We start from the raw sequence: 14,312 nt of genomic DNA, 5'->3' as shown, positions 1-14,312 counted from the left end.
CTCCGGGAGAGCCCGCCATGCCCATCAGTGTCCTGGTCGTCGACGATTCCGCCCTGATCCGCAGCCTGCTCAAGGAGATCATCCAGGCCGACCCGGAGCTACGCCTGGTCGGCTGTGCGCCGGACGCCTTCGTCGCCCGCGACCTGATCAAGCAGCACGCGCCGGACGTGATCAGCCTCGACGTGGAAATGCCGCGGATGGACGGCCTGACCTTCCTCGACAAGCTGATGAAGGCGCGGCCGACCCCGGTGCTGATGATCTCCTCGCTCACCGAGCGCGGCTCCGAAGCCACCCTGCGCGCGCTGGAACTGGGCGCGGTGGACTTCATCGCCAAGCCCCGGCTGGGCATCGCCGAAGGCATGCAGGCCTATGCCGAGGAAATCCGCGCCAAGCTCAAGACCGTCGCCCGCGCCCGCCTGCGCCGCCGTGCGGCGGACGCGCCGGCGCCGCCGGAAAGCGCAGCGCCGCTGCTCAGCACCGAGAAGATCATCGCCCTCGGCGCCTCCACCGGCGGCACCGAGGCGCTCAAGGAAGTGCTGCTCGGCCTGCCGGCGCACAGTCCCGGGGTGGTCATCACCCAGCACATGCCTCCCGGCTTCACCCGCAGCTTCGCCGAGCGCCTGGATCGCCTGACCCGGCTCAGCGTCAGCGAAGCGCGCGACGGCGACCGCATACTGCCCGGCCACGCCCTGGTCGCGCCGGGCGACCACCACATGGAGGTGCAGCGCTCCGGCGCCAACTACGTGGTGCGTTTGAACCGCCAGGCGCAGGTCAACGGCCACCGCCCGGCAGTGGACGTGATGTTCGAGTCGCTGGCTCGCTGCGCCGGGCGCAACCTGCTCGCCGGCCTGCTCACCGGCATGGGCAAGGACGGCGCGCGCGGGCTCCTGGCGATCCGCCAGGCCGGCGGCTACACCCTGGCCCAGGACGAGGCTACCTGCGTGGTCTACGGCATGCCCCGCGAAGCGGTGGAACTGGGCGCCGCGGAAGACGTGCTGCCGCTCGAACGGATCGCCGCCGCGCTGCTCCAGCAAGCCGCCCGGCGCGGCAGCGGCAACCGCCTCTGAGCGGGATCCTGGCCGGCCCGCTGCGCTTTTTCGCCGCCCCCCGCAACCTCCCCCGCCGAGACCCCGCCGACGACAGGCCCGAACCACGGGCCTTTGCCTGCTCGCCATCATTGTGACGTCAAATTAATGGCGAAATAAAACCAAATTACGTTGCCTGAAATAATGCACATCTGCACAATTGGCCCTTTCGCCAAAAGTTCGACACACGCTTTCGATCCATGATTTCGGCCGCGGGCCGGGCGAGAAACTGATAGGGATAGCCATGGCGGCGAACTGGGGGTTGCGCGGCAAATCGGTGGTGGCGCTGTTGCTGGCCTGTGCCCTGGCACTGGTCCCGGCGGTGCTGCTGGGCTGGCGCGCGATGGACGACATCCGTACGCACTTCGGCCTGGCCTACGCGAAGAACTTCACCCTGCTGCACCGGCAGAAGATCCTCGCCCCGGTCTCCCGCGAACTGGCGTTGTCGCGCCGTTTCGCCGAATCGGTGGTGACCCGCGACTGGCTGCTGAAGGAAGACGACCCGGCGCGCCGCGCGCTGTTCTTCCGCGAGGCCGAGGGCTACCGCGGCGACTTCCGCGACCACGCCTACTTCATCATCGCCAGCGGCTCCCAGCACTACTACTTCAACGACGGCAGCCAACCCTACAGCGAACGGCCGCGCTACACCCTGGAGGCCGGCGACCCGGAAGACGCCTGGTACTTCAATACCCTGCGCAACAGCGCCGCCTACAACATCAACGTCAATGTCGACAGCAAGTTGAACCTGACCAAGGTCTGGTTCAACCTGGTGATCCGCGACCAGGGCCGGCCCATCGGCCTGGCCGGCAGCGGCCTGGACCTGAGCGGCTTCCTCGACGACTTCATTATCGCCCGCGAGCCGGGCGTGACGCCGATGATCGTCGGCGACGACGGCGCCATCCAGGCCCACCCGGACCGCCGCCTGATCGCCTACAGCTCCGCCGCCGGCGGCGCCAGCGAACGCCACCGGGTGTTCGACCTACTCGACCAGCCGGAACAGCGCGACGCCCTGCGCGAGGCCATGCGCCTGGCCCGCGCCAAGGCCGGCTCGGTGCACTGCCTGTGGGCCGGCCTCGACGGCCGCCAGCAACTCTTCGCCGTGGCCTACATTCCCCAACTGCGCTGGTACGTGCTCACCGCCGTCGACCTGCACGCCGCCCAGGTCCTCGACAACCGCTGGCTATGGCCGCTGGCGGGCACGTTCCTGCTGTTGCTGGTGGCCCTGCTGCTGGGCTTCGCCTATGCCGTCGAGCGCCTGCTGTTGCGCCCCCTGCGCAGCCTCAAGCGCTCGGCCAAGGCGATCGCCGCCGGACGCTACGACACGCCGCTGCCGCTGGCGCGCCAGGACGAGATCGGCTCGCTGTCGAAGGCCTTCGCCAGCATGGCCGACCAGGTCCGCCGGCACACCGCCGAGCTGGAAGACAAGGTCCAGGAGCGCACCCAGGCGCTGGAGGAAGCCAACCGCGAGATGGCCGCCGCGCAGAAGAAGATCGGCGACAGCCTCGACTATGCCAGCCTGATCCAGCGCGCGATCCTCCCCGACCGCCAGCTCAGCGCCACCCTCGGCGAGCATCACTTCATCCTGTGGAAACCGCGCGACGTGGTCGGCGGCGACTTCTACGTGTACCGCGAGCAGGCCGACGGCTACCTGATCGGCGTGGTCGACTGCGCCGGTCACGGCGTGCCCGGCGCGCTGATGACCATGCTCGCCCGCGCCGCCATCGACCACGCCATCGAGGCGGTGGGCAGCCGCGACCCGGCGGCGATCCTCGGCGAGACCGACCAGGCGATGCGCAGCATGCTCAGCCAGGAGCAGATCCCCCAGGCGCTGGCCACCAACATGGATGCCGGGCTGGTCTGGGTCGACCGCCGGCGCCGCCAGCTGGCCTTCGCCGGGGCGAAGATCTCGCTGTACGCCAGCGACGGCGAGGAGGTCCAGGAACTCAAGGGCGCGCGCCGGGCGATCGGCGACAAGCGCCGTGGCGACTACCGCAACATCGAGGTACCGCTGGCGCCGGGCTGGACCTTCTACCTGAGCACCGACGGTTTCCTCGACCAGGCCGGCGGCGAACACGGCTTCGGCTTCGGCAGCCGGCGCTTCGCCGACATGCTCCGCGACCACGCACGGCAGCCGCTCCCCGAGCAGGCCGAGGCCTTCGTGGCGACGCTCGCCGAGTACCAGGGCGAGCACCCGCAACGCGACGACATCACCATCCTGTCCTTCCGATTCGACTAGGGGCACCCATGGAAACGCTAGACCTGCTGGCCATGCGTGAAAGCTACACCCGCCAACGCATCCTGCTCTGCTTCAACGGACCGATCTCGCGCAGCCTGATCGAGGAGATAGGCCACGCGCTGCGCAACTACCTGCACGCCGAACAGGCCAAGCCGAGCGAAGCGATGGACGTCTTCGCGGTGTACATCGAGATGACCCAGAACATCCGCCACTACGCCAATCTCAAGGGCTACGGCGAACACGAGGCGGCGGCCACGGTAGCCATCGCCCGCAACGAGGACGGCCACTACGTGGTGTCCGCCGGCAACCTGGTGGAGCGCGACGACGGCCAGAGCCTGGTGCGCAGCATCCAGGCCATCGCCAACCTCGACAAGGCCGCCCTCAAGGCCGCCTACAAGGAGCAGCTACGCCGCCCGCGCGACAGCGGCTGCGCCAGCGGAGCCGGTCTCGGCCTGCTGGACATCGCCCGCAAGTCCAGCGAACCACTGGCCGCATCGCTGAAGGAACAGCCCGACGGGCGCGCCTTCTTCAGCCTGCGCGCCGTGATCTGACCCCGTGTTTTAGGAAGAACACCATCATGAGTGACCTGCACATACCCGGCACCCAGTCCACGCCCGCCATCCAGGGCGACTGGCAGGCCGGACGCCTGTCCATGCAAGGCGATTCCTACCCGGAAAACTCCTATGAACTGTTCGGCCAGGTGATCGACTGGGTCGAGCGCTTCCTCGCCGACGGGCAGCGGCCGCTGGAACTGGACCTGCGCCTGCTGTACCTGAACACCAGTTCGATCAAGGCCATGATGGACATCCTCGACCTGCTCGAAGAGGCCCACCAGGGCGGTCGCCCGGTCAGCCTGCGCTGGCACTACGACCGGCGCAACGAACGGGTCGCCGAGCTGGCCGAGGAGTTCCGCGAGGATTGCAGCTTCCCCTTCGCCATCCAGGCCCACGACGAGTAGCCGACGATGAGCCGCGAACGCGAACTGGACGCCTGGATCGACGGCCTGCTGGCCGATCCGCAGTTCCACGGGCATCCGCTGCACCAGGCGCTGGCCCGCCTGCGCCAGCAATCGCTGGAGCAACTGGTGCGGCTGGAGCGCATCGCCCGGATCTCCGACGGTTTCCAGTCGATGGCGCGGGAGCAGAACCTGTCGCTGTCCGAGCGCTACCACAAGCAACTGCGGCGCCTGGAAAAGGTGGCGCGGATCTCCGACCGCTACCAGCAGATGATGCGCGACCTCAACCTGGCGCTGAAGGAAGCCTCGATCCGCGACCCGCTGACCGGCCTGCCCAACCGACGCATGCTGCTGGAGCGCCTCAGGGAGGAGAACGAACGCTCCCAGCGCCACGGCCAGAGCTACGTGCTGGCGATGCTCGACGTGGACTTCTTCAAGCAGGTCAACGATACCTGGGGCCACGACAGCGGCGACCGGGTGCTGGTGGAAATCGCCCGGGCCATGGAGTCCGAGCTGCGCGAATACGACCTCTGCGGCCGCTGGGGCGGCGAGGAATTCCTCCTGCTGCTGCCGCAGACCCGCCTGCAGGATGCCGGCCCGGTACTCGAGCGGGTGCGCGACAGCGTACGGACCCTGGCGGTACGCGTCGGCACCGAGGCGCTGAGCGTCACCGCCAGCGTCGGCGTCACCGAACACCGCATCGGCGAAACCTATTCGCAGACCGTCAATCGCGCCGACGCCGCACTGCTCGACGCCAAGCGCAGCGGCCGCGACAAATGCGTGTTCGCCGCGCTCCCGCCGCTTCCTGCCCCTTCCCGCCCGGCTCCAGCGCGCTGAGCCTCCTCAGGCGTCCAGCCGCTGCGGCCGCACCTGGCCTCGGCTGAGGTCCACCAGCAGCGCCTGAAGCGCCTCGAAGCGCGCCACCGGCAACTCCAGGGTCAGGACGACGCCGTCGGCGCCGTAGTCTTCCGCCGCCACGCTGGCGCCCAGCGCCAGGCTGCGCGCCTTGAGCAGCGCGTGGTCGGCGAAGGCACAGGCGAAGCGCACCCGGCAGCGCTCGACCAGCTCGCTGCGCGGCGCCTGCTGCAGGCACTTGGCTGCGCCGCCGCCATAGGCGCGGGCGAGGCCGCCGGTGCCGAGCTTGATGCCACCGAACCAGCGGCTGACCAGCACCGCCACGCAGTCCATGTCCTGTCCCTCGATGGCCGCCAGGATCGGCCGCCCGGCGCTGCCGCCGGGTTCGCCGTCGTCGCTGAAGCGGTACTGCGCGCCGCACTTCCAGGCCCAGCAGTTGTGTCCGGCGGAAGCGTCGCGGTGGGCGGCGATGAACGCCTGCGCCTCGTCCTCGTCGGCCACCGGCGCGGCGATGGTGTGGAAGCGGCTCTTGCGGATTTCCTCGCGGTATTCGGCGAGGCCTTGCAGGGTGCTCGGCATCGCGTTCAGGCCGCCGGCGGGGTCAGTCCGCAGCCCTTGAGGATGATCCGCACCAGGTTGTCGGCGGCGGCGGCGAAGTCCTGCCTGGACATGCGCTTGCGGCCGGTGACCAGGCCGATCTGGCTGGCGAAGTCGGCGTAGTGCTGGGTGCTGCCCCAGAGCAGGAAGATCAGGTGCACGGGATCCACCGGGTCCATCCGGCCGGCGGCGATCCAGGCCTCGAATACCGCGGCGCGGCCGCGGAACCAGCTGCGGTAGTCCTGGTTGAAATGCGCGGTGAGGCACTCGCCGCCGCTGATGATCTCCATGGCGAAGATCCGCGAGGCCAGCGGGTAGCGGCGGGAGAACTCCATCTTGGCGCGGATGTAGCGGGCCAGCGCCTCGGCCGGATCGTCGTCGACGCCGAGGGTGTTGAAGGTACTGTCCCAGAGTTCGAGGATGTTGCTCAGCACCGCCGTGTAGAGGCCCAGCTTGTTGCCGAAGTAGTAGTGCAGGTTGGCCTTGGGCAGGCCGACGTTCTGCGCGATGGTGTTCATGCTGGTGCCCTTGAAGCCGTGGCGGGCGAACTCCTCCTCGGCCGCGGCGAGGATCGCCTCCTCGTTCTTCTGGCGGATGCGCCCGGCCGGCTTGTCGCGGGCGGCCGGGTCGTGGGCGGGCACTGTCAGGGTCATGCGCAGGTTTCCATCGGCGTGATCCCCGCGTTGATACCCCAGCCCGGCCGCGGGACACAAGCCAGGCGCGGAAAAATTTGCAAACGCCCGTATCAACCCAGCGGCTTGCGCCAGCGCGCCAGGGCGCCGCCCTTCGCGCTGGCCTGCGCCGCTTCGGCAACGCGCTCCTCGGGCAGCAGCAGATTGAGCAGGATGGCGGTGATGCCGCCGCTGGTGATCGCCGAGTCGAACAGGGTCTTCACCACCGCCGGCATCTGGTCGAGCAGGGTCGGCTGCGCGGCCACGCCGAGGCCGACGCCGAACGAGGCGGCGATGATCAGCACGCTGCGGCGGTCCATCGCGGTCTGGCCGAGAATGCGGATGCCGGCGGCGGCGACGCTGCCGAACATCACCAGGGTGGCGCCGCCGAGCACCGGCTTGGGGATCTGCTGGAGGATCGCGCCGACCCAGGGGAACAGGCCGAGCGCCAGCAACACGCCGCCGATATAGATCCCGACGTGCCGGCTGGCCACCCCGGTGAGCTGGATCACCCCGTTGTTCTGCGCGAAGGTGGTGTTCGGGAAGGCGCTGAAGGTGGCTGCCAGCAGGCAACTGACGCCGTCGCCGAGCACCCCGCCGCGCAACCGCTGCAGGTACGCCGGCCCCTCCAGGGGTTGCCGCGAGAGCATGCAGTTGGCGGTCAGGTCGCCGACCGTCTCGATGCTGCTGATCAGGTAGATCAGCGCCACCGGCAGGAAGGCCATCCAGTCGAAGGCGAAGCCGAAGCGGAACGGCTGCGGCAGGCTGACCAGCGGCAGCTCGGGCAGCGCCCGCGGAACGAACAGGCCGGTCGCCCAGGCCGCCAAGGTACCCAGCGCCAGGCCGATGACGATGGCGGCCAGGCGCAGCCAGGGCAGGCGCGAGCGGTTCAGCAGGACGATGCTCAGCAGCACCAGCGCGCCCAGCGCGAGATTGGCCGGTGCGCCGAAGTCCGTGGCCCCGGCTCCGCCGCCGAGGTCGGTGATGCCGACCTTGATCAGGCTGACGCCGATCAGGGTGATGACGATGCCGGTGACCAGCGGCGTGATCACCCGGCGAAGATGGCCGAGGAAACGACTGAGGACGATCTGCACGAAGGCGCCGAAGAAGCACACGCCGAAGATCATCGCGAGGATCTCCTCGGGACCGCCGCCGCGCTGCTTCACCAGCATCCCGGCGGCCAGCACGGCGCCGAGGAAGGCGAAGCTGGTGCCTTGCAGGCAGATCATTCCGGCGCCGATGCCGAACGGCCGGCGCGCCTGGATCAGGGTGCCGGCGCCGGAAACCATCAGCGCCATGCTGATCAGGTACGGCAGGTGCTCGCCGAGGCCGAGCAGCGAGCCGATCACCAGCGGCGGAGTGACGATACCGACGAAGCTGGCCAGCACGTGCTGTAGCGCGGCAAGGAAGGCGGGAAGCGGGCGCGGCCGGTCGTCGAGGCCGTAGATGAGGTCGTTGGGGCGTTGGTCTTCGCTATGCATCGGGCCGTCTCAAGTGGCGCTCCTCGGACAGGAGGAGGATGCACGGCTTCTGCAAAAAGCTGTCCAGGTGATCAGCTTATTCCTGCCGCTCAGGCTGCAGGGCGCGCCCGGCGTGGGTCGAGCGAACAACGGGAGGCAAACGCAAGGACCACGGAGGCGACCGTCGCGCACCGTGCCGATGCACGGCGCGCAATGACGGGGCGCGCTGGCGGGGCCCGGCCGGCAGCCCCGCGCGACGGACTCAGAAGTGGTACTTGACCAGGAAGCTGGCGGTGTTCTGGTCGGTGGTGAAGTACTGCGAGTCCTTCACGCCGTACTTGTCGGACCAGTAGTCGTACTCCAGGCCCACGTACAGGTGCTTCGCCTCGTAGCCGAGGGCCTTGCCCAGGTCGTACTTGACCTGTGGGTTGAAGTGCAGGTTGGCGTGGTAGTCGCTCTGGTTGCGGCGGCTGGTGCTGGCGCTCTTGTTGTTGATCACCCAGTCCATGTAGCCGTCGATGAGGATGTCGGAGTTGCCCACCGGAATGGTGTAGGACCACACCGGGGTGATCTGCCAGGCGCCGGCGCGCACGCGGTTGCCGTCGGGCTTGCGGTAGTAGAAGTTGAGCTGGAAGTAGTCGAAGCCGGGGATCGCCAGGTCGAAGCCCGGGCCGAGCAGGTAGGCCTCGGTATCGCCTTCGCCGAACTCGTAGGTGCCGGCCAGCAGCACGTCCTTAACCGGGCCGAAGGAGAGGTCCGCTCCGGTGAGCTTGCCGAAGCTCAGGCGCGGAGTGATCTCGCCGTAGTAGGTGTTCTTGCCGTTGCTGGCGTCTTCCTTGCCGTTGTAGTTGATCTGGTCGAAGAAGATGAACAGGTCGCCCCAGGTCCAGCCGCTGGCATGTTCCAGGGTGAAGGTCTGCTGGATCGGCGGGTTGATCTTGAAGTTCTTGCCGTAGAGGTAGGTCAGGCTCTCGTTGTGCCAGAGCAGCGGCCCCGAGTCGGTCTCGTGGGTCGGCGTCATGTCATGGTCTTCGGCGACAGCCTGGCCTGCGGCCAGCAGCCCCCCGGCTAGCATCACGGTGGCGAGTGTGCGGCTCATTGAAACGCTCCTGGAGTGAATAGCTTTTTTTCTAGTGGGCGAACCTGTCCGAGCGGTCAGGCCTCGCCATGGATAGCAAGAACGAAGCCAAGACGGCGCGGGCGCTTCGCCGGGTTTCCAACGGCGAAGGGAACGCCTGTTTTTTCAGTGTTCTGGACAAAGGCGGCGAAATGCCTCCAACCTCTCTACGACGGCAAAAACCTGACCCCAAGGACAGTTTCTGCCTTGCGCTGGTGCATGGTCGGGAGGGGCGTGCTCGACTTTGGGATGGCAGCGCGAAGAAAACTGGATACACAAAAGCGTTTTGTGACAAAAAGAATCAGTAGGATTTTGTACACAAAACACTGCGTGGTATTTCTACACATCACCGCCCCGGCGTTCGGGCGAGAAGCGGCGCGGATGATGCCAGAGACGGCGGGCGGAATTCATCCCCGAATGGGGTTTTTCGTCGGGTTTCAGGACGCCCGGACGTAAATTCGCCAGGGCCTGGGAGACTCCGGTGGCATGACATCCAGAAAGCGCTCTCGATGTCGCGTAGCGGAGCGCGCTCGAGTACGGGTCGCCTGGCAGCCTATGCCTGCCGGGACTTCTTGCTTCGCCATCCGCAGGGCGGATACGCCTTGGGCATTATCCGCCGGACAGGTCTCCCCGCCTCACCCACATGGGTCCCCTCACCACACCGCGATCTGCGAATCGGTGCGCGGCTCGGTGCCGCCACAGAGCACGCCGCTGGCCGGGTCGCGCAGGACGATCTGGCCGCGCCCGTAGCTGGTCGAGTCGTAGGCGATCTCCACCTGGTGCCCACGCTGCGCCAGCTCCGCCGCCAGCGCGCGCGGCGCGGCATGTTCGATGCCGACGCGCAGCCCGCCCAGCCACTGCCAGCGCGGCGCGTCGAGGGCGGCCTGGGGGTTGAGGCCGAAGTCCACCAGGTTCATCACCATCTGCACGTGGCCCTGCGGCTGCATATAGGCGCCCATCACGCCGAACGGGCCGAGCGGCACGCCGTCCTTGCTGAGGAAACCGGGAATGATGGTGTGGAAGGTCTGCTTGCCCGGCTCCAGGCAATTCACGTGGTCCGGATCGAGGCTGAACTCGGCGCCGCGGTTCTGCAAGGCGATGCCGGTGCCAGGCACCACCACGCCGGAGCCGAAGCCGTGGTAGTTGCTCTGGATGAACGAGACCAGGTTGCCCTCCTCGTCGCCACAGGCCAGGTACACCGTACCGCCCGGCTTCGGCTGGCCGGGGCTGGGATCGAGCGCGCGCTCACCGATCAGCGCGCGGCGGCTGGCGGCGTAGTCCACGTGCAGCAGTTCCTCGACCGAGACCCGCATCGACTGCGGCTGGCTGATGTAGTGCAGCCCGTCGACGTACGCCAGCTTCATCGCCTCCAGTTGGCGATGCCAGGTCCGCGCGCAGTCGCGCTCGCCGAATTCGAAGCCCTTGAGGATGTTCAGGGTCATCAGGGCGATCAGGCCCTGGCCGCTCGGCGGAATCTCCCAGACGTCATAGCCACGGTAGTTCAGCGAGATCGGTTCGACCCACTTCGCCTGGTAGCCGGCCAGGTCCTCCGCGCGCAGGTAGCCGCCGCTGCGCTCGGCGTGGCCGACGATGGTCCTGGCCAGCTCGCCGCGATAGAAGCTTTCGCACTGGCTGCGCGCCAGCTCGTCCAGGGTGTCGGCCTGGCCCGGCTGGCGGAACACCTCGCCGGCGCGCGGCGCCCGGCCGTCGATGAGGAACTCGTCGAACCAGGCCCGCAGCTCGGGCCGCTGCGGCAACACCGCGCGGAACTTGTCCAGGCCGCTCTGCCACAGGCGGGCGATCACCGGCGAGACCGGGAAGCCATCGCGGGCCAGCTCGATCGCCGGCCGCAGCAGTTGTTCGAACGGCAATTTGCCGAAGCGCCGCGACAGTTCGGCCCAGGCCGCCGGACAGCCCGGCACGGTGACCGGCGTCCAGCCGTACAGCGGCATCCGCTCGTGGCCGGCGGCGCGCACCCGCTCGCGATCGAGCAGGCCCGGCGCGCGCCCGCTGGCGTCCAGGCCGTGCAGACGGCCGCGGGTCCAGACCAGGGCGAAGGCATCGCCGCCGATCCCGCAGCCGGTCGGCTCGACCACCGTCAGCGCGGCGGCGGTGGCGATCGCCGCGTCGATGGCGTTGCCGCCACGGCGCAATATCTCCAACCCGACCTGCGCCGCCTGCGGCTGCGAGGTGGCGACCATGCCGCGGCGGGCATGGACCGGCGAACGTTGCGAGGCGTAGGGAAGCGCGTGGGCGGAGAAGTCGAGCATCGGCGTGGGCTCCGGGAAACTTGAGGCGGCAGGTTAGCCCTGCCAGACTCTGCCGACTAGCGACACGACGCCAAGTCATGACGATGAACGGACAGCCTGCGGAACTGCACCGCCCGATTCCCACCCTCGCCCGCCTGCCACGGCCGGTCTACGCGCGCGCCGAAAGCCTGCGCGCCGGCTCCTGGACCTCGCGCCACCGGCACGCCTGGGTACAGCTTTCCTACGCCATCAGCGGCGTGCTCGGCGTACATACCGCCGAGGGCAGCTTCTTCGCCCCGCCGCAGCGGGCGATCTGGATTCCGGCGCAGCTGGAACACGAGGTGGTCACCTCCACCCGCGCCGAGATGCGCAGCCTGTACATCCGTGGCGACGCCTGCGCCTGGGCGCCGACGCGTTGCCGGGTGCTGGAGGTGACGCCGCTGGCGCGCGAGCTGATCAAGAGTTTCTGCGAACTGCCGGTGGACTACCCGGAGGGCGACAGCGCCGAGTCGCGGCTGGTGCAGGTGCTGCTGGACCAGTTGCGGCTGCTGCCGGAGGTCGCCTTCTCCCTGCCGATGCCGCGCGAGCCGCGCCTGCTGCGGCTGTGCCAGGCACTGATCGACGAACCGACCCAGAGCCTGACCATGGGCGACTGGGCGCAGCGCCTGGGCACCTCGGAAAAGACCCTGTCGCGCCTGTTCCAGCGCGAGACCGGGATGAACTACCGGCTCTGGCGCCAACGCCAGCGCCTGCTCGCCTCGCTCAACGCGCTGGAGGCCGGCGACAGCGTCACCGGCGCCGCCCTGGACAGCGGCTACGACTCGACCTCGGCCTACATCGCCGCCTTCAAGGGACTCTTCGGCTTCACTCCCGGCGAACTGTTCCGCCAGCGCTGAGCCCGGCGAAGGGCCCAGCGCGCGGGGCTCAGAACACGTCGATGGGGTAGTCGACGATCACCCGGTATTCGTCGATGTCGTTGTCCACCGCGCTGTAGCCGCCGGTGCCGCGGTGGGTGGCCCAGCGCAGGCGCAGCGAGAGGTCCTTGGCCGGACCGCCCTGGACCACGTACTGCAGGTCGAGGTCGCGTTCCCAGTGCTTGGCGTTCTTGCCGTCGGCGCTGTACCAGCCGCCGTAGCCGGGGCTGTCCGGATCGACCCGGGTCAGGTCCAGCTTGCCGCGCGAGTACGAGGCAGAGGCGCTCAGGCCGGGCAGGCCGAGGGCGACGAAGTCGTAGTCGTATTGCAGCTTCCAGGACTTCTCGTTGGGACCGTTGAAGTCGGAATACTGCTGCGAGTTGTCGAGGAAGATGCTGTCGCCCTGGTTGATGTAGTCGAACGGCGTGTTGCCGTTGACCTTCTGCAGCACCGCGGTGACGGTGTGCTGCTTGTAGCCGACCGCGAAATGCAGGCTGTAGGTGTTGTTGTCGATCCGGCCGAGCAGCGAGTCGCCGCTGTCGACGGTCTTGTAGTAGTGCGCGCCGGGGTTCAGCGACCAGTTGTCGTCGACCTCGTAGGTGTAGTCGACGTCGGCGTAGTACTGCTTCCAGACGTTCTGCAGTTCGGCGGCGTACAGGCTGCTGGTGAAGCCCTCGATGCCGCCCCAGGTGCCGCCCAGCCAGCTGAGATGATGGCTGTCGCGGTCGCCCGGCAGTTCGCCGTAGTACGAGCCGAGGCGACGGTGGCCACTCTGGTTGTAGTACTTGGTGAAACTGACCTGGCCAGCCGTGAGGGTCAGGTCCTCGAAACTGTTGTTGGTCAGGCTCACACCGCGGAAGGTCTGCGGCAGCATGCGCGACTCGCCGCCGGCGACCACCGGGTTGCTGAGGAACTGGTCGCCCAGCTTCAGCTCGGTGTCGAAGGCGCGGATCTTCAGCGCCGCCCCGCCACTGGAGAACTCATCGGGTGCCTTGCCGGATTCGTAGCCTTCCTTGCTCGGCGCGGTGATCGGCAGGATGCTGGTGCCGCCGGTACCGCCGCCGCCGTCGAGCTTCAGCCCGAGCATGCCGTAGGCGTCGACGCCGAAGCCGACCACGCCGGGCGTGTAGCCGGACTGAAAGGTGGCGATGAAGCCTTGCGCCCATTCCTTGCTGTCGTGCCCGGAAGCGTGCCGGCGGTCGTGGTTGAAGTAGTAGTTGCGGGTCAGCAATTGGAGGCTGGAGCCTTCGATGAAGCCTTCTTTGGCTTCCCCCTCATCGGCCCAGGCGGCGGACGCGGTGCACAGCGCCAGCGCCATCGGCGTCAAGGCGAACAGATTCCTCATTGCGGTTGCTCCTTCTTACAGCGTGGTGAAATCCGGCAAGGCCGGAAAGCGTGTTGTGGTGTCGTTCCCGGCGACGCTTCTGCTGGCCTCGCGCGGGCGATCGCTCCCATGGGGCGCCCAGCCGGGCGCAACCCGAAAAAAAAGGCCGCTGGTATCAGCGGCCTTGAGAAGACGTCGAATAGGAGCAATCAAAGTTCGGCGTCGGGAAGTCTTGCCAGTGTATTTCCAGACACTGGAAACCGGTTGGAACGCAGTCGGACTCTTCTATTGAAAGTCTCTTCGACTCATCAGGCTTTAGGCTTTCCACGTCCCGCTCTTGCATGGCGAGATCGATGAAGACAGAACGAATATCGTCGACAGCCAGCGACAATTATCCATTGAGCTGGCGCGATTATATTTTTTTGCCACTATCGGAAAAACCCGATATCCAACGAAAGTCTTTTACATATTCTGCAAGAATTCTCCGAACGGTCAGGAAGGCAAAAAAAACGCCGCATATCATATGCGGCGCAAGGACAGGGTACCCAGGCTCACGCTTCCCGAGTACCCGGGGGAAGCCATGGCGCGGCTGGCGCCATGCGCTAGATCAGGAGTCGCTGCGGGCCCCGGCCTGCGCGGCGGAGGCGGAAAGTTCCTGCTGGTGCTCGATGGCCTGCTGGTTGGCGTCGACCATGCGGTTGGTCATCAGCGAGGACTCTTCGGCGAAACCGGCCTGGGAAAATGCGAGGGAAAACAAACTGAGTATGGCGGCAGCAAGGATCTGGCGATTCATGGCGGGTCTCCGATGACACCCTGTTCACTTGGGACAGGCGCCATATTAGTTAACCG

Annotated in this window: 14 protein-coding genes; 7 read left to right on the top strand and 7 right to left on the bottom strand. The window is 67.6% G+C overall.

What is annotated here, in order from left to right:
* Positions 1-17 precede the first annotated feature (17 nt).
* From LT948_RS22105 to siaD, 5 genes are all read left to right on the top strand, one after another.
* Positions 18-1,067, top strand: a complete 1,050-nt coding sequence (locus LT948_RS22105) for a protein-glutamate methylesterase/protein-glutamine glutaminase (RefSeq protein ID WP_003083922.1) — start codon at positions 18-20, stop codon at positions 1,065-1,067.
* Positions 1,068-1,329: 262 nt separating this feature from the next.
* The gene (siaA, locus tag LT948_RS22100; protein WP_003083920.1) at positions 1,330-3,321 is read left to right on the top strand and encodes a biofilm regulation protein phosphatase SiaA; all 1,992 of its coding nucleotides are present in this window, start codon (positions 1,330-1,332) and stop codon (positions 3,319-3,321) included.
* 8 nt (positions 3,322-3,329) lie between these two features.
* A complete protein-coding gene (gene siaB, locus LT948_RS22095; RefSeq protein WP_003083916.1) occupies positions 3,330-3,872 on the top strand; it encodes a biofilm formation regulator kinase SiaB in 543 nt (180 codons plus the stop codon).
* A gap of 26 nt (positions 3,873-3,898) precedes the next feature.
* Positions 3,899-4,279, top strand: a complete 381-nt coding sequence (gene siaC, locus LT948_RS22090; RefSeq protein ID WP_003083913.1) for a biofilm formation regulator SiaD modulator protein SiaC — start codon at positions 3,899-3,901, stop codon at positions 4,277-4,279.
* Between the two features lie 6 nt (positions 4,280-4,285).
* Positions 4,286-5,113: a biofilm formation regulator diguanylate cyclase SiaD gene (siaD, locus tag LT948_RS22085; protein ID WP_003083910.1), complete on the top strand. Its 828-nt coding sequence runs from the start codon at positions 4,286-4,288 to the stop codon at positions 5,111-5,113.
* Between the two features lie 6 nt (positions 5,114-5,119).
* Here the strand turns inward: siaD and LT948_RS22080 are convergent, their stop codons facing one another.
* From LT948_RS22080 to LT948_RS22065, 4 genes are all read right to left on the bottom strand, one after another.
* Positions 5,120-5,710: an IMPACT family protein gene (locus LT948_RS22080; RefSeq protein WP_003102213.1), complete on the bottom strand. Its 591-nt coding sequence runs from the start codon at positions 5,708-5,710 to the stop codon at positions 5,120-5,122.
* Between the two features lie 5 nt (positions 5,711-5,715).
* Positions 5,716-6,381: a TetR/AcrR family transcriptional regulator gene (locus tag LT948_RS22075; protein ID WP_003083903.1), complete on the bottom strand. Its 666-nt coding sequence runs from the start codon at positions 6,379-6,381 to the stop codon at positions 5,716-5,718.
* A gap of 92 nt (positions 6,382-6,473) precedes the next feature.
* The gene (locus LT948_RS22070; protein WP_003102211.1) at positions 6,474-7,880 is read right to left on the bottom strand and encodes a uracil-xanthine permease family protein; all 1,407 of its coding nucleotides are present in this window, start codon (positions 7,878-7,880) and stop codon (positions 6,474-6,476) included.
* A gap of 241 nt (positions 7,881-8,121) precedes the next feature.
* Positions 8,122-8,958 (bottom strand): outer membrane protein OmpK, encoded by an 837-nt coding sequence (locus LT948_RS22065; RefSeq protein ID WP_003083898.1) that lies wholly within the window; start codon positions 8,956-8,958, stop codon positions 8,122-8,124.
* Between the two features lie 68 nt (positions 8,959-9,026).
* Between LT948_RS22065 and LT948_RS22060 the strand changes: the two genes are divergently transcribed.
* Positions 9,027-9,284 (top strand): hypothetical protein, encoded by a 258-nt coding sequence (locus LT948_RS22060; protein WP_123903201.1) that lies wholly within the window; start codon positions 9,027-9,029, stop codon positions 9,282-9,284.
* A gap of 345 nt (positions 9,285-9,629) precedes the next feature.
* On the opposite strand, the gene LT948_RS22055 is transcribed toward LT948_RS22060, so the two are convergent.
* Positions 9,630-11,246: a gamma-glutamyltransferase family protein gene (locus LT948_RS22055; RefSeq protein WP_033995899.1), complete on the bottom strand. Its 1,617-nt coding sequence runs from the start codon at positions 11,244-11,246 to the stop codon at positions 9,630-9,632.
* 77 nt (positions 11,247-11,323) lie between these two features.
* On the opposite strand from LT948_RS22055, the gene LT948_RS22050 reads away from it, so the two are divergent.
* Positions 11,324-12,121, top strand: coding sequence for an AraC family transcriptional regulator (locus LT948_RS22050; RefSeq protein ID WP_003083886.1), 798 nt, complete (start codon positions 11,324-11,326; stop codon positions 12,119-12,121).
* A gap of 28 nt (positions 12,122-12,149) precedes the next feature.
* Here the strand turns inward: LT948_RS22050 and LT948_RS22045 are convergent, their stop codons facing one another.
* Both LT948_RS22045 and LT948_RS22040 read right to left on the bottom strand, forming a co-directional pair.
* Positions 12,150-13,484 carry an OprD family porin gene (locus LT948_RS22045; RefSeq protein WP_033995898.1) on the bottom strand — a complete coding sequence of 445 codons (1,335 nt, stop codon included), beginning with the start codon at positions 13,482-13,484 and terminating at the stop codon, positions 12,150-12,152.
* 586 nt (positions 13,485-14,070) lie between these two features.
* Entirely contained in the window at positions 14,071-14,256 is a 186-nt protein-coding gene (locus tag LT948_RS22040) for a hypothetical protein (protein WP_003083879.1), read from the bottom strand.
* Between the last annotated feature and the right edge of the window lie 56 nt (positions 14,257-14,312).

This window comes from Pseudomonas sp. CP-1 (assembly GCF_021213715.1).
In the GTDB taxonomy this organism is placed as follows: Bacteria; Pseudomonadota; Gammaproteobacteria; order Pseudomonadales; family Pseudomonadaceae; genus Pseudomonas; species Pseudomonas aeruginosa.
This window is presented reverse-complemented; position numbering and strand designations above follow the sequence as displayed.

Excerpts from the sequence above, each read along its gene's own strand:
- LT948_RS22080 (WP_003102213.1), bottom strand. The coding sequence starts at position 5,710 with ATGCCGAGCACCCTGCAAGGCCTCGCCGAATACCGCGAGGAAATCCGC.
- LT948_RS22070 (WP_003102211.1), bottom strand. The coding sequence starts at position 7,880 with ATGCATAGCGAAGACCAACGCCCCAACGACCTCATCTACGGCCTCGAC.
- LT948_RS22065 (WP_003083898.1), bottom strand. The coding sequence starts at position 8,958 with ATGAGCCGCACACTCGCCACCGTGATGCTAGCCGGGGGGCTGCTGGCC.
- LT948_RS22040 (WP_003083879.1), bottom strand. The coding sequence starts at position 14,256 with ATGAATCGCCAGATCCTTGCTGCCGCCATACTCAGTTTGTTTTCCCTC.
- LT948_RS22060 (WP_123903201.1), top strand. The coding sequence starts at position 9,027 with ATGGATAGCAAGAACGAAGCCAAGACGGCGCGGGCGCTTCGCCGGGTT.
- siaA (WP_003083920.1), top strand. The coding sequence starts at position 1,330 with ATGGCGGCGAACTGGGGGTTGCGCGGCAAATCGGTGGTGGCGCTGTTG.
- LT948_RS22075 (WP_003083903.1), bottom strand. The coding sequence starts at position 6,381 with ATGACCCTGACAGTGCCCGCCCACGACCCGGCCGCCCGCGACAAGCCG.
- LT948_RS22055 (WP_033995899.1), bottom strand. The coding sequence starts at position 11,246 with ATGCTCGACTTCTCCGCCCACGCGCTTCCCTACGCCTCGCAACGTTCG.
- LT948_RS22105 (WP_003083922.1), top strand. The coding sequence starts at position 18 with ATGCCCATCAGTGTCCTGGTCGTCGACGATTCCGCCCTGATCCGCAGC.
- siaB (WP_003083916.1), top strand. The coding sequence starts at position 3,330 with ATGGAAACGCTAGACCTGCTGGCCATGCGTGAAAGCTACACCCGCCAA.
- siaD (WP_003083910.1), top strand. The coding sequence starts at position 4,286 with ATGAGCCGCGAACGCGAACTGGACGCCTGGATCGACGGCCTGCTGGCC.
- LT948_RS22050 (WP_003083886.1), top strand. The coding sequence starts at position 11,324 with ATGACGATGAACGGACAGCCTGCGGAACTGCACCGCCCGATTCCCACC.
- siaC (WP_003083913.1), top strand. The coding sequence starts at position 3,899 with ATGAGTGACCTGCACATACCCGGCACCCAGTCCACGCCCGCCATCCAG.
- LT948_RS22045 (WP_033995898.1), bottom strand. The coding sequence starts at position 13,484 with ATGAGGAATCTGTTCGCCTTGACGCCGATGGCGCTGGCGCTGTGCACC.